The organism is Streptomyces montanus, assembly GCF_005786655.1.
Classification (GTDB): domain Bacteria; phylum Actinomycetota; class Actinomycetes; order Streptomycetales; family Streptomycetaceae; genus Streptomyces; species Streptomyces sporangiiformans.
The window spans coordinates 27,272-41,236 of the sequence record NZ_VBZC01000077.1 but is presented as its reverse complement, the minus strand read 5'-3'; the positions used below and the strand labels follow the sequence as shown (position 1 = coordinate 41,236).

10 protein-coding genes, 1 tRNA gene and 1 other RNA gene are annotated in these 13,965 nt (G+C 69.9%); 2 read left to right on the top strand and 10 right to left on the bottom strand.

The window, feature by feature from the left end; translation table 11 throughout:
- A partial coding sequence (locus FE633_RS41500; RefSeq protein WP_138050335.1) for a DNA polymerase III subunit gamma and tau occupies positions 1–1,406 on the bottom strand: 1,406 nt, incomplete at its 3' end.
- Between the two features lie 118 nt (positions 1,407–1,524).
- Positions 1,525–1,623, bottom strand: an RNA gene (gene ffs / locus FE633_RS41495) — signal recognition particle sRNA small type.
- A 71-nt stretch (positions 1,624–1,694) separates the two neighbouring features.
- Between ffs and FE633_RS41490 the strand changes: the two genes are divergently transcribed.
- Positions 1,695–1,782 (top strand) — tRNA-Ser (locus tag FE633_RS41490).
- A 129-nt stretch (positions 1,783–1,911) separates the two neighbouring features.
- Here the strand turns inward: FE633_RS41490 and FE633_RS41485 are convergent.
- The 4 genes from FE633_RS41485 to FE633_RS41470 form a co-directional block, all read right to left on the bottom strand.
- Positions 1,912–2,322 (bottom strand): roadblock/LC7 domain-containing protein, encoded by a 411-nt coding sequence (locus tag FE633_RS41485; RefSeq protein WP_138050334.1) that lies wholly within the window; start codon positions 2,320–2,322, stop codon positions 1,912–1,914.
- Entirely contained in the window at positions 2,319–4,295 is a 1,977-nt protein-coding gene (locus tag FE633_RS41480) for a sensor histidine kinase (protein ID WP_246114068.1), read from the bottom strand. The genes FE633_RS41485 and FE633_RS41480 overlap by 4 nt, the downstream gene beginning before the upstream one ends.
- Before the next feature lie 242 nt (positions 4,296–4,537).
- Positions 4,538–4,873, bottom strand: coding sequence for a VOC family protein (locus FE633_RS41475; RefSeq protein ID WP_138050333.1), 336 nt, complete (start codon positions 4,871–4,873; stop codon positions 4,538–4,540).
- A gap of 108 nt (positions 4,874–4,981) precedes the next feature.
- Positions 4,982–6,451 (bottom strand): amino acid permease, encoded by a 1,470-nt coding sequence (locus FE633_RS41470; RefSeq protein WP_138050332.1) that lies wholly within the window; start codon positions 6,449–6,451, stop codon positions 4,982–4,984.
- A 616-nt stretch (positions 6,452–7,067) separates the two neighbouring features.
- Here FE633_RS41470 and FE633_RS41465 point away from each other — a divergent pair.
- A complete protein-coding gene (locus FE633_RS41465) occupies positions 7,068–8,489 on the top strand; it encodes an ATP-binding protein (protein WP_138050331.1) in 1,422 nt (473 codons plus the stop codon).
- Positions 8,490–8,582: 93 nt separating this feature from the next.
- On the opposite strand, the gene FE633_RS41460 is transcribed toward FE633_RS41465, so the two are convergent.
- The 4 genes from FE633_RS41460 to FE633_RS41445 form a co-directional block, all read right to left on the bottom strand.
- Positions 8,583–9,371 carry an Fpg/Nei family DNA glycosylase gene (locus FE633_RS41460; protein WP_138050330.1) on the bottom strand — a complete coding sequence of 263 codons (789 nt, stop codon included), beginning with the start codon at positions 9,369–9,371 and terminating at the stop codon, positions 8,583–8,585.
- Between the two features lie 72 nt (positions 9,372–9,443).
- Entirely contained in the window at positions 9,444–11,354 is a 1,911-nt protein-coding gene (locus FE633_RS41455) for a glycoside hydrolase family 15 protein (protein WP_138050329.1), read from the bottom strand.
- Between the two features lie 20 nt (positions 11,355–11,374).
- Positions 11,375–12,448 (bottom strand): medium chain dehydrogenase/reductase family protein, encoded by a 1,074-nt coding sequence (locus FE633_RS41450; protein WP_138050328.1) that lies wholly within the window; start codon positions 12,446–12,448, stop codon positions 11,375–11,377.
- Positions 12,449–12,535: 87 nt separating this feature from the next.
- Positions 12,536–13,960, bottom strand: coding sequence for an NAD-binding protein (locus tag FE633_RS41445; protein ID WP_246114067.1), 1,425 nt, complete (start codon positions 13,958–13,960; stop codon positions 12,536–12,538).
- Between the last annotated feature and the right edge of the window lie 5 nt (positions 13,961–13,965).

Here is a 13,965-nt window from a genome sequence, read left to right as displayed (position 1 = left end):
TCCCGAACCGGCTCGACGGGCGCGGCCGGAGCCGGAGCCGAGGCCGCGGCCGGGGCCGAGTCAGGTCCCGGGGCCCCGCGCACGGCGGCTCGAGCCGCGGCAGGCCCGCCCCCTGGCGGAACGGGAGGAGCGGAGGGACCAGAGGAACCAGGCGGAGCAGACGCAGCGGAACCACCCTGCGCCCCCGCATGAGCATCGGGCCCAGGCACGTATCCCATGGCAGGCCCGGCGCCCGCCCCGGCGAAGTTGACGCCCCGCTCCAACCGGTCGAGCCGGGCCATGACGGACCGCTCGTCGCCGTACGCCGCGGGCAACATCACCCGCGCACAGATCAACTCGAGCTGAAGCCGGGGCGAGGTGGCCCCCCGCATCTCCGTCAGCCCGTCATTGACGAGATCGGCGGCACGGCTCAGCTCGGCCGCGCCGAAGACGCCCGCCTGCGCCTGCATCCGCTCCACGACATCGGCGGGAGCATCGATGAGCCCCTTCTCGGCGGCATCGGGCACGGCCGCCAGAATCACCAGATCCCTGAGCCGCTCCAGCAGATCGGCGACGAATCGCCGTGGATCGTTGCCCCCCTCGATGACCCGGTCCACGATCTCGAAGGCGGCGGCCCCGTCCCCCGCGGCGAAAGCCTCCACGACCGAGTCGAGGAGCGACGCTTCCGTGTACCCCAGCAGGGCGGTCGCCATGGCGTACGTCACGCCGTCCGCACCGGCCGCGGCCAGCAGCTGATCCATGACGGACATGGAGTCACGTACGGACCCGGCCCCGGCCCGCACCACGAGCGGAAGCACCCCGTCCTCGACGGGAATGCCCTCATGTCCGCAGACCTCGCCCAGATACTCCCTCAGGGTCCCCGGCGGCACGAGCCGGAACGGGTAGTGGTGGGTCCGCGACCGGATGGTCCCGATGACCTTCTCGGGCTCGGTCGTGGCGAAGATGAACTTGAGGTGCTCCGGCGGCTCCTCGACCACCTTCAGCAGGGCGTTGAACCCCGCCGAGGTGACCATGTGCGCCTCGTCGATGATGTAGATCTTGTACCGGCTGCCGGCCGGCCCGAAGAAGGCCTTCTCGCGCAGGTCACGGGCGTCGTCCACGCCACCGTGCGAAGCGGCGTCGATCTCGATGACGTCAATGGACCCCGGCCCGTTCCTCGCCAGGTCCCGGCAGGACTGGCACTCACCGCAGGGCGTGGGTGTGGGCCCCTGCTCACAGTTCAGACACCGCGCCAGGATCCGCGCACTGGTCGTCTTCCCGCATCCGCGCGGCCCACTGAACAGGTACGCGTGATTGACCCGGTTGTTGCGCAGCGCCTGCTGCAGCGGGTCAGTGACATGCTCCTGCCCGATGACCTCGGCGAACGACTCCGGGCGATAACGGCGGTACAGCGCGAGAGACGACACACATACGAGGTTATAGGCGCCCACTGACAACAAGGACCGCCCACGGGAACGGACCTCAGGCTCACCGCGACCGAACCCCTGGCTCACCCGGGCTTCCGGCCCCCGAACCCGGCGCCGAACACAAAGCGCCCCCCACGCACCCGCCAGAGCCAACCTACCCTTGCTGCCTTCCGGCCCTGGGGGAGTTCAGTCAGATAGCGCCACGTGAGGGGCTCCGCACAGAGTACCTGATCCGACCGGCACGAACGAGTTCGCGACCACTCCCCGCCGTCATGTAATGTTTCCGGCGGAGGATTCGCCTAGAGGCCTAGGGCGCACGCTTGGAAAGCGTGTTGGGGGCAACCCCTCACGAGTTCGAATCTCGTATCCTCCGCCAGTGCCTCACCGGGCACGATGTCGAAGGGCCCCACCGTTCGCGGTGGGGCCCTTCGACGGTTTCCGTCTCGGTTTCCGTCTCAGTTGGTTTTCCGTCCCAGTCAGCCGTCGGCGTCCGCACCGGCGGGGCTCACATGGGAGCGGAGTGCAGCGCGCGTACCAACTGCGGGGTGAGCAGTTCGCCGGCGCGGTCGGCGAGGACGGCCATTTCGTAGCCGACCAGGCCGACGTCGCATCCTTCGGCGGCGAGGACGCCCAGGCAGCTGCCGTCGCGAATGCGGCCGACCATGAGGAAGCCCCCAAGCATTTCGATCATGACGAGCTTCATGCCGTGGAAACCGTGTGCCGTCGCCGCGTTCTGGGCGAGGCTGGTGATGCCGGAGACGACGGCGGCGAGGTGGTCGGCACGATCTCGGCCGAGGCTGTCCGAGGCGGCCATGAGCAGGCCGTCGGAGGAGACGGCGACGGCATCGGTGACGCCGTCGGTGGTGCGCACGAACTCCGAGACGAGCCAGCCGAAACTCTGGACGGCGGTGGTCACGATGACGCTCCTTGGGGGGTTCTGGCTTCAGCGCGGGCGACACCCGCTCGGAAGCCGTTGAGCAGGGAGGAGACGGCGGGCCTGGCGGGCGGGGGTGAGGCGGAGGAGTCGTCCTCCACGGGGGCGAGCAGACGCCCGGGGAGGGCGAGGAGTGCGGACAGGCCGCCGCCGGTGGTGTCGAAGAGGTGGACTTGGGTGCCTTCACCGAGGCGGTGGGCCAGTCGGCCGATGACGAGGTGGCCGAGGAACCGGGTGGGTGCGGCGAGGAGGGCCTCCTCGCCGGAGTGGGAGAGGCGGGCGCCCGCACGTACTTTGTCGGCTTCGGACATGCCGATGCCGTGGTCGACGACGGCGAAGCAGTACGTGTCGTCCTCGGTGTCGTACCAGCCGTGCACCTCGACCGGTTCGGTCGGGGGCGAGAAATTCAGCCCGTTCTCGATGAGTTCGGCGAGGAGGTGGGCGACATCGGCGACGGCGTGCCCGCGCACCCGCACCGGCTCCACGGTCGCGATCAGGACCCGCCGGTACTGCTCCACCTCGGCGACGGCGGACTGGACGACCTCCAGGCCGTCGGCGGGTGCTGCCGTGGGCCGCGGCGGATTCTGCCCGGCCAGGACCAGCAGGCTTTCGGCATTGCGCCGCATACGGGTGGCGAGGTGGTCGAGTTCGAAGAGCTCGGCGAGAGCGTCCGGGTCGAGTTCCTGCTGTTCCAGGCGGGTGATGAGGCTGAGCTGGCGACGCACGAGGTTCTGGTTGCGGCGGCCGAGATTGGCGAGCGATTCGGTGGTGTTGCGGCGCAGGCCGGCCTGCTGGGCGGCCAGGTGGAGGGCGGTGTGTTCCACCTGGTGCAGGGACGCTGCGACCTCGGCGATCTCGGCCGCGCCGCCCAGCAGCCGTGCATCGGGATTCTCCGGGGCGTCCGCCGGCGCGAGGAGTTCTCCATGGTCCTGCGGGGACTGCTGGATACGGGCGACGGTTGCGGGCAGCCGATGCCGCGCCACGTCGTGGGCGGCCTCGGCGAGCGCGCGGAGCGGGCGCGTGAGGGAACGGGACGCGAAAGCGGCGAGACCCGCGACGAGGGCGGCCATGAGCATTCCCCCGACGAGATCGGCGGCGAGGTTCCGCTCGGCGTCGTGGCTGAGCCGGTCGGCCCGGTCCCGTACGTCGTCACCGACCGACTGCTGGACGGCGTACAGATCGTCGACGAGTACGGTCATCGCGTCCCACCAGGTGCCGACATCGGCGCTCAGCCGGGAGCCGTCGGCGGCGCCTTCCGCCTGTTTCTCGTAGGCGGTGGCGCGTTCGGCGTCCTCGGTTCCGAAGGCTTTCCTCAGGGCCGCGCGCTGAGGTGCGGTGGCGACCTGCCGGAAGCGGGCGAGGGCGGCGACACGTGTGGCGCGTATCTCGCTGAAATCGATGTACGCGCGGCCCTGGAAGGCGCCTTGGGCGAACACGCCGTTGAGGAGTCCGCGTTCGAGAGCGACGGACTCCTTGGCCGCAGCCAGCTCCCGCAACGCGGCCAGCCCGTCGCGCAGTTGACGGTCCGCGCCCGTCGCGGTCTCCGCCACCGGATCGACGGTGTTCAGGGCATCGACGGCGCCTGTGTAGAAAGTGAGGGTCGCGGCCTGGTCGGCTGTGCCTCTGTCGGCGGCGGCCCGGATGTCGGCGAGGCGCCGCAAGTGCCGCTGGACGACGTCCTCGACCGCGCTTTCGCTACGCATTCCACGCAGCGCCGTGTCCACACGCTCGCGCGTGGTGGAGAGCGGTGGACGGAACTCCTCCGCACCGCCCAACAGACCGTTGGTCAAGCCGCGTTCGCGCTGCAGCTGGTGCACCAGGGCCTGGATGCGCAAGCTGAGGCCGACCTCGCCCCGGGTCGTCCGGGCATCGCCGAGGGCCTCGGCGCGGCCGTGTACGGCGAGACCGGCCACCGCCAGCAGCAGGCAGATCGGGACCGCGATGACCACCGCCACCCTGCCCCTGATGCTGCGCCAACCAGGCATCGGCCGTCGGCCAGGAGTCGTTCGGCCCCTGCGGCGCACTGAACTGCCCGTGCCGAAGCCGCCCTTGCCGATTGCGGCAAGCCTGCCGTGCAGCGACCGTACCGGCATCCACACCCTCATGCTGACGAAGCTAGTCCGACCGCCGGAGCGCCCGGTTTCCGACCTGTTAGACCACGTGAGAAGTTCCGTTGCGCCGCTCTCACACCGCAGGGTCAGAGACTGTGACCGCAGATCGGTCCGCGCCCGTCGTAGAGAATGCCCAGCTCCCGGTAGGTGTCCAGCTCACCGGGGGCGAACTCGTAGCGGGCGTCGAGGTCGTCGTAGTAGGTGGCGGGGATCTCGAGCAGGTCCGTGCCGGCCGCACGAAGCCGGCGGGCGGTGTCGGCGATGAGCCGCTTCGGGTGCGGTTCGGTGACGACCGGTTCGATGCCGAGGCAGGACAGGATGCGGGCCGGAATCCCACGCCATGGTGCCCGGGCACGCCGATCGGGTACTGCCGGCAGACGCGGCCCGTGGACGGTGCCGACGACCCGCTGGTCCCGTCGCATCGCGCATCCCGCCGGGCTGAAGAGCCAGGACGCTCCCCGGGGGCGCTGTCGGCCCGCCCCCATCGCAGCCGATGGGGGCGGGCCGTGCGACGTTCCGTCCGTACTGCCCTACGGCCGTGCGGGAGTATCGTTCCGCCGGTCCTTCCCCGGGCCGGAAGCGGAACCGATCCGCTCACGAACCAGCGCGATTGCCACGACGAGCGCCGCCACCAGCAACGACAGCAGCACGGTCGTCCGTCCGCTGCTCTCGCCCTCGGTGTCGGTCAGCATGTACCCGAGGACGAAGACGATCAGCGCGGACGTCGCCCAGGTCAGGTACGGATACAGCCACATCTTCACGACGAGCTTCTCCGGCGTCTCCCGCTGGATGACCCTCCGCAGCCGCAGCTGCGAGAAGCAGATCACCAGCCAGACGAACAGTGCCACGGCGCCGGACGAGTTGACGAGGAAGAGGAAGACCGAGTCCGGGTAGGCGTAGTTGAAGAAGACCGCGACGAACCCGAAGACGACCGAGGCCAGGACCGCCGCGAGCGGCACACCGCGCGAGGTGGTCCGGGCGAACGCCTTCGGCGCGTCCCCTCGCTCGCCGAGCGAGAACGCCATCCGGGAGGCCGTGTAGAGGCCGGAGTTGAGGCAGGACAGCACGGAGGTCAGCACGATGAAGTTCATGATCTGGCCGGCGTGCGCGATCCCGAGGGAGTCCAGCGCGGCGACATAGCTGCCCTTCTCCGTGACGGAGGGGTCGTTCCAGGGAAGCAGGGAGACCACGACGAAGATCGAGCCGAGGTAGAAGACCGCGATCCGCCAGATCACGCTGTTGGTGGCCTTGGTGACCGCCTTCTGCGGATTGTCGGTTTCCCCGGCGGCGAGCGTCACGATCTCGCTGCCCATGAAGGAGAAGACGACCAGCAGCACACCGGTGAGGATGGCGCCCGGCCCGTTGGGCAGGAAGCCGCCGTGGTCGGTGAGGTTGCCCAGCCCGGCCGTATCGCTGTCCGCGCCCGGCAGCACCCCGAAGACGGCGAGCCCGCCGATGACGATGAACGCGGCGATCGCGACGACCTTGATCCCGGCGAACCAGAACTCGAACTCGCCGTAGGAGCCGACCGAGACCAGGTTGGTGGCGGTCAGCACCATCATCACGATCAGCGCCCACGCCCACTGCGGCACGGCCGGCATCCAGCCCTCCAGGATCACCGCACCCGCGGTCGCCTCGACCGCGAGCACGACGACCCAGAAGAACCAGTAGAGCCAGCCGATGGAGAATCCCGCCCAGCGGCCGAGCGCGCGGTCGGCGTGCGCGGAGAAGGAACCCGAGGTCGGGTTGGCGGCGGACATCTCGCCGAGCATCCGCATCACCAGCACCACGAGGGTGCCCACCAAGGCGTAGGAGAGGAGGATGCCGGGGCCTGCGGTGGCGATACCGGAACTGGAACCCACGAAGAGACCGGCGCCGATGACACCGCCGATGGCGATCATCGAGAGATGACGGTCCTTGAGACCGGCCTTGAGACCGTCCGCGGGAGCGGTCTGTTCGCGGGTGTCGGACGACACTTTGTTCTCGCTCGTCGAGCTCATGGACATCCTTGACTAGGGGTTCAAAGATTCGGCGTTCTGACTCGCCCGGCCGGAGCCATGGGGCAGGGCGATGGGAAGGGTGCGGCTGTGCGGGTGCGACGCCGTGGACGCACTGGCCGATACCAGTCCGCTGCGGCAGTTCAGCGGCGGGAGCACACCTGCGTGCTCTTGTGGAGGCAGGCGAGGTGCGGATTCCGCACCATTGGCGATTCTTCGAGAGCGCCCGGGGCAAGCCGGAATGTGGGGCTGCCCGGATGTCTCATGCGCAGCAAGGCTAGGGACGGACTTCGAAATCCGTACATGCTCCACCATGGACAGCGACCGTCCGCTTGTTGTCCGGAGCGGAACTTGCGCACAGGGCGGAGTCCGCGCACCCAGCGTCCATCGCCGGCAGACGGCCACAGCTGATCCCAGACGCCCCCGGACGCTACTTCCGCGATCACCTCGAAGCCGTTCTGCATGCCCTGCCCAAAAAGAGCGCACGCGAGCTGCGCGCCATCCAGGTCCACAGGCGAGCGCGCGCCGGTTGCACTGCCGGATCACAGAAACCCTCGCGCAAGATGGTTACAATGGCGATAGTATCTCTGTCGATACTATCTCCTGCAGGAGTGTCTCCATGCTTCGTTTCATCGGGCGGGACCGCGAGCTGGGCGTGCTCCGCAGCGCCTTGCAAGCGGTTCGCGATGCCGCAGGGTCGGCGAAACCAGGGCAATGCATCCTCATGCGAGGGAGGCGGCGGGTCGGCAAGTCCAGCCTCGTCGAGGAGTTTCTCCGGCGCACCGAGGCGCCGTACCTCTTCTTCACCGCGGCGGGCGGCACGGCGGAGGACGAACTGACGGAGCTGCTCGACGCCGTCGCCAGATCCACCCTGCCGGAGCGGGGACTGTTCTCGGAGGAGACCCCGGAGCAGTGGAACGCGGCATTCAGGCTGCTTGCGGAGGTCCTGCCCGACGACAGCCCGAGCGTGGTCGTCATCGACGAGGTCCCGTATCTCATGGACCGCGTCGACGCCTTCGAGGGCATGCTCCAGCGGGCATGGGACCGCCTGCTCAGCCGCAAGCCCGTACTCCTCCTCCTCGTCGGATCCGACCTGTCGATGATGGAGGCGCTGAACAGCTACGACCGCCCCTTCCATCAGCGCGGCCGGGAAATGGTCGTGGGGCCGCTGAACCCGGCCGACATCGGCGAGATGCTGGGACTTCCGCCGGCGGCCGCCTTTGACGCCGCCCTGATCACGGGCGGTCTCCCGCTGATCTGCGCGGAGTGGCGGGCGGGAGCGGACATCTGGGAGTTCCTCCGCGACTCGCTGGACAACCCGATCTCGGCGCTGCTGGTCTCCGCCGAGCGCTCACTGGCCGCGGAGTTTCCACCGCAGGCGATGAGCAGGGAAGTCCTGCGGGCCATCGGAACCGGGGAGCGAACCTTCACCAACATCGCGCGCGCCGCCGGCGGCATCGCCCACACCACTCTCACCCGAGCCACGGAAGTCCTGACCGAAAAACGGGTGGTGGCAGCGGAGTTGCCACTCTCCCTGCGGCCGTCGAAGGAACGCCGCTACCGAGTGGCCGACCCTTACGTGCGGTTCTGGCTCGCGTTTCTGGATCCGCACATGGCGGAGATCGAGCGGATGCGGGGAGATCTCACTCTGAGCCGGATCAAGGAGCAGTGGACGAGCTGGCGGGGCCGCGCGATCGAGCCCCTGGTCCGGGAATCCCTCGCCCGTCTCCTGCCGGACGGGCGCCTGCCCGCCACACCGGCGATCGGCGGGTACTGGACCCGCAGCAACGACGTCGAAATCGACCTGGTGGGCGCCGACCGGCAGCCGGTGGCCAAGCAGTTGCACTTCCTCGGCTCGGTCAAGTGGCTGGAGAACTCCGCGTTCGACCACCATGACCTGGCCGCGTTGCAGAAGCACCGCGCGGCGATCACCGACGAGCCCGTACCGCTCGTGGCGGTCTCCCGCAACGGGGTCAGCTGTTCCGGGCTCCAAGCGACCTACGGCCCCGAGGAATTGCTGAGCGCCTGGCGCGGGGCGTGAGCAGGGGCTGGGCTCCTGGGAGTCGCCGGCCACCGCCGCCTGACCGTAGGCCGACTTGGGATCATTTCTCGTTGTGCGGTCCGCCGACGTGGCTCAAGAACCGTGCGACTGGCACTGCGGGCACCACACCGTGCTGCGGCCCGCCATGCGGGACCGGCGCAGGGGGGTGCCGCAGCGCGGGCAGGTCGGGACGGGGGCGTCGCGGTGACCGGTGAGCCAGGAGTTCCGCGGTGGGACGCAGCCGGCGGTGACCGCGGAACGCAGGGTGCGGCGCATGTGTGTGTACAGGCGACGGCGGTCGGCCTCGGTGAGATCGCTCGCCCGGCTGGTGGGGCGCAGCTTCGCGCGCCACAGGATCTCGTCCGCGAGCAGATTGCCGAGTCCGGCCAGGACGGTCTGGTCGGTGAGGACGGTCTTGATGCTGCCGCGGTGTGACGAGAGCTCGGCCTCGAACTGCTTGCGGTCCACCGCCATCGCGTCGGGGCCCTGGCGGTCCAGCAGCCGTGCGACCTCGGAGTCGTCGTGGGCCAGCCAGAGGCCCTGGAGCTTGCGCTGGTCGCGGTAGCGGAGCTGACGCTCGCCGCCCACGGTGAACAGGACGCGGTCGTGGGCTTCGACCGTATCGTCGGGATGGGCGCAGAGCAGTTGACCGGTCATGCCGAAGTGCAGCACGAGGGTGGGGCCGCCGGTGTGAGCGAGCAGCCACTTCCCGTGCCGCTCCGGCTCGGTGAAACGCCGGCCTTCCAGGGCGTCGCGCAGCCGCCGCGTGTTCACGCCGTGCAGTACGCCCGTGTCGCGCACGTCGACCCGCCGGATGACCCTGCCCTTCGCGCAGGACTCGAGCACCTTCCGGAATCCCTCGACGTCTGGAAGTTCAGGCATGGTCACCTCCGCGGGAATGGATGGCTCGGACCGTGACGGCCGCGCGGCCGGGGGGCGCGAGTTCGCCGACGCTCACCCGAGCCGACGGTCCAGGTTGTAGGCGGCGCTGATCAGCGCCAGGTGCGTGAAAGCCTGGGGGAAGTTGCCGAGTTGCTCGCCGGTCGGCCCGATCTCCTCCGAGTACAGCCCGACGTGGTTCGCGTAGGTGAGCATCTTCTCGAAGGCCAGCCGTGCCTCGTCGAGCCGCCCGGCCCGGGCGAGCGCCTCCACCCACCAGAAGGAGCACATCGAGAAGGTCGCCTCCTTTCCGGCGAGCCCGTCGGGCGACGCCTCCACGTTGTAGCGGTAGACGAGGCTGTCGGACACCAGTTCCGCGGTGATGGCGTCGAGCGTGGAGACCCAGCGCGGGTCGGTGGGCGCGACCAGCTTGCACAGGGGCATCAGCAGCAGGGAGGCGTCGAGCACGTCGGTGTCGTAGTGCTGGACGAACGCCCGGCGGGCGGGGTGCCAGCCGCGCTCCATGATCTGGTGGTAGATGCTGTCCCGGACCGTCATCCAGCGGGGGAGGTCGGCGGGCAGGCCGCGCTGGCGGGCGATCCGGATCGCCCGCTCGACCGCGACCCAGCTCATCAGCCGGGAGTACGTGTAGTCCCGTCGGCCGCCGCGCGTCTCCCAGATCCCCTCGTCGGGCTGGTCCCAGTGGTCCATCAGCCACTCGAGGTTGCGGGTGAGCTCCATCCAGCCGTCGTGGTAGAGGGGCGTCCCGTACTTGTTGCCGAGGTAGACGGAGTCCATCAGCTCGCCGTAGATGTCGAGCTGCAGCTGGGTGGCCGCCCGGTTGCCGATCCGCACCGGCGCCGAGCCCATGTAGCCCTCCAGGTGCGGGAGTTCCTCCTCGGGCAGGTCCTCGCGCCCGTCGATGCCGTACATGATCTGCAGCGGGCCCGACTCGCGGTCGGCGGTGTAGCGGTAGCGTCCCTCCAGCCATCGCATGAACGCGTCGGCTTCCTCGGTGAACCCGAGCCTGAGCAGCGCGTAGAGCGAGAAGGCGGCGTCGCGCATCCATGTGTAGCGGTAGTCCCAGTTGCGCCCGCCGCCGAGCTCCTCGGGCAGGCTGGTGGTGGGGGCGGCCACGATCGCGCCGGTGGGCTCGTACGTGAGCAGCTTGAGCGTGAGCGCCGAGCGGTGCACCGTCTCACGCCAGCGCCCGCTGTAGCGGGAGCGGCGCAGCCAGCGCCGCCAGAACGACACGGTGGCGTCGAACTCGGCGTCGATGTCGGCATCGGAGTACGGCGTCCGCGTCCCGCCGGACTCGACACGGTCGAGTACGAAGGTGGCCGTCTCCCCGGCCCGCAGGGCGATACGGGTGCGGACGTCGCCGCCGTCCACGATCTCGACCGGGCAGCGCGTCGAGAGGCTGAGCGCCAGGTCGGGAGAGCGGAAGAGCGCGCCGTGCGGGGTGGGCGCGACCTCGTGGCGGGCGCGCGCGTAGTCGAAGCGCGGGGCGACGTCGACGACGAAGCTCATCTGCCCGCGCACGGCGACCACCCGGCGGATCATGCGGTGGCGGTGCGCCGCCTCACCGGTGCGCGGTGGGGGCATGAAGTCCTGCACCTCCCCCACGCCGTCCGGCATCAGGAAGCGGGTGACGAGGATGTTGGTGTCGGGGAGGTAGAGCTGCTTGGAGGTCCAGCCCTCGCAGTCGGGCGAGATGCGGAACAGGCCCCCGCGGTCGGCGTCGAGGATCGCGGCGAAGACGCTCGGCGAGTCGAAGTGCGGGCAGCAGTACCAGTCGATCGTCCCGTCGGTGCCGACGAGTGCGACGGTGTGCAGGTCGCCGATCAGGCCGTGCTCGGCGATGGGCAGGTAGCGCGCCCGCGAGGGCCGGCGCGTCGGCGGCGAGGGCCGGCGCGTCCGCGACGCCCGCCGAGCTCCACCGGACACGCCCCCGGCAACCTGGTCGTCAGGGCCGTCGCGCACCATCGGCGAGTGTCCTCCTCGGCTCAGGGCACGAGCACGAGCTTCCCCTTCACCGCCGAGCGCTCGAGCATCTCGTGCGCGCGACGGGCGTCGGACAGAGGCAGCCGCTCGGCCACGACCGGATGGATCCGGGCCTCACGGAGCAGCTCGAGCAGCGCGCGGAAGTCCTCCCGGAAGCCGTCCGGGTCACGAGGGCCTCCCCCCACGGGAAGCGCTCGGTGGCCGCCGGCCACGGGCAGCACCTGGTGACGGTCGCGCATTTTCTGGATCCGGTAGGCGAGCACCCGCCGACGGGTCGAGAGCAGGCCCCAGAGCCAGAGGGTGGCGGTCGCCGCGTACCACTCAACCCACGCTCGCCGGCTCTTGTGCCCGTGCGAGAGCGTGGCGTAGTGGCCGTACAGGACAAGCCTTCCGCCGGGCCGCAGGGCGCGGAAGGAGCGCAGCGACACCGCGCCGCCGAGCCCGTCGAGCACGACGTCCACGCCTTTCCCGGGGAGCTCGCGCACCCGCGCCAGAAAGTCCTCGCCGCGGTAGTCGATCGCCTCCGCGCCGAGCCGTTCGACGGCGGCGCGGTCGTGTGCCGAAGCGGTCCCGTAGAGGCGGAGCTCGGCCTGCGCCCCGAGTTCGAGGATCGCGGTGCCCACCCTGCCGGCCGCACCGTGCACGAGCACCGTCTCGCCGCTCCTCACCTTGGCCACACGGTGCAGCAGCTGGTAGGCGGTCATGTAGGTGAAGACGAGGCTCATGACCTCCGCCGGGTCGAGGTCCTCGGGCACCTTGACCGCCTCCGCCTCCGGCACGCAGACGCGCTCGGCGTCGGCGCCCCACACCGTCAGCGCGCCGATGCGGTCTCCCTCGCTCAGCCTCGAGCAGCCCGGGCCCAGTTCCTCGACGACGCCGACGAGCTCGTAGCCAGGCGTGAACGGCGGCTTCGGTACGCCGAGATACGTGCCCGCGCGCAGCTGGGCATCGGTGAACGACACTCCGGCGGCCAGGACCCTGACGCACACCTCGCCCAGCCCCGGTCGGGGATCGTCGTCCTCCACGACCCTCAAGACCTCGGGCCCGCCGAAATGATCGACGACAACGCGCTTCACTCCTTCAGGCTATGCGGGGCGCGCCCACCACGCATCGCGTGAATCCCGCGGCCTTCGATCAGTCGCCTGTCTCTCACGGTTCCACGGTCAGTCGCTCGTCTCTCGCGGTGCCTGACGCCCGTCCTGACGCCTGTCCTGTTGGTGGTCGCACCGGACGGCGTGCGGCCACTGGGTGCAGGTTCCGTTCGCGCTCCGCACCAGGAGCCGTCTGCCGTGTGCGAGCACTCCGCTCGGCTGCAGTCCGGTCAGGCTCGCTGTCGTGTACGCGGCGGTCAGGCTGGCGAGGTCGCGGACGATGCCGATGCTGAACAGGGACTGGGTCTCGGCGATGGCCTCGTGATCGCCCGCCCGGATGACGACCCGCAGATCGGGTGCTACGGCTCGTGCGGCCACGGCGACCGCGATGTTGTCCAGGTCGTCGGAGGCGACGGCGGCCATCGCCTGGGCCGTGTGCAGGCCGAGCTTGCGCAGGACGAACTTGTCCCTGGCGTCGGCCATGACGACGGGGATCCCCAGCGCTTTGGCCAGCCGGAGGTTGGGGGCCGCGGGGTCGCGTTCCACCGCGATCACACCGAAGCCGAGGTCCTGCAACCGGGTGCACAGCCGGAGCCCGATCTGTCCGAGCCCGACGACCACGACGTGGCCCGTCCGGGGAAGTGTCCGGGGGCCGATCATGCCGATCGAGCGTGGGGCCAGCAGGCGGTCGACCATTCCGGCGGTGAAGACGGCGGTGAAGGCGATGGTGGTCAGCATGGCGATGCTGGCGAACACCAGGTAGACGGTTGATCCGTGCGGGTTTGCGGGGCCGACGGCCGCCACCGTTCGTACCGCTTCGAAGAGAGCCTCCACCGGCGGCCGGTGATTGAGGGTCACGGACCAGATCCAGTCCGCCAGGAGCACCGCGAACAGCCCCGCAAGGCCGGTCAGCATGATCCGTGAGCTGCCGTCGTGCGGTCGCAACTGGCCCCTGATCTTGCCCAGCAGGGCCTGGTATCTCAGGGAGCGCGGCGGCCGGTACGTTTCGAGGCGCACCTCGCCGTCCTCCCAGCGGGCGCCGACATGCCCGGAGGGTGTCCGGTCGAGTGCCAGCAGGCCGGGATGGAGACAGGCGGCCAGCAGGACGGGTGCGGCGACATCGGCCGACGAGGTGACCTGGCAGTTCGGGACCACGCGCGCGAGTTGCTCGGCAACCGTACGGTCGAAGACCGACACGACCAGGGTGACGTTGGGACGGATGTGCTCGACGGCGAGCGCGTAGCGCAAGGATTCGGCATCGTCGTCGAAAAGGACCGCGACGCCTGCCACTTCCCGGTTCAGGGCCCGGCGCAGATCTTGGTCCGTGGGATGCGTCAGATGGCACACGAGGTGTCCCTCCGACTGGAGGAAACCGCAGACCCTGCGCGCCACGTCGCCGCCGATCACGACGTAGTACCGCTGTGGTGCTTCGTCCCCGGGGGGCGGGGCTTCACCGGCTGTGTCCGGCGCGTGCTCAGAGATCGAAGGCGCAGTCATCGGAC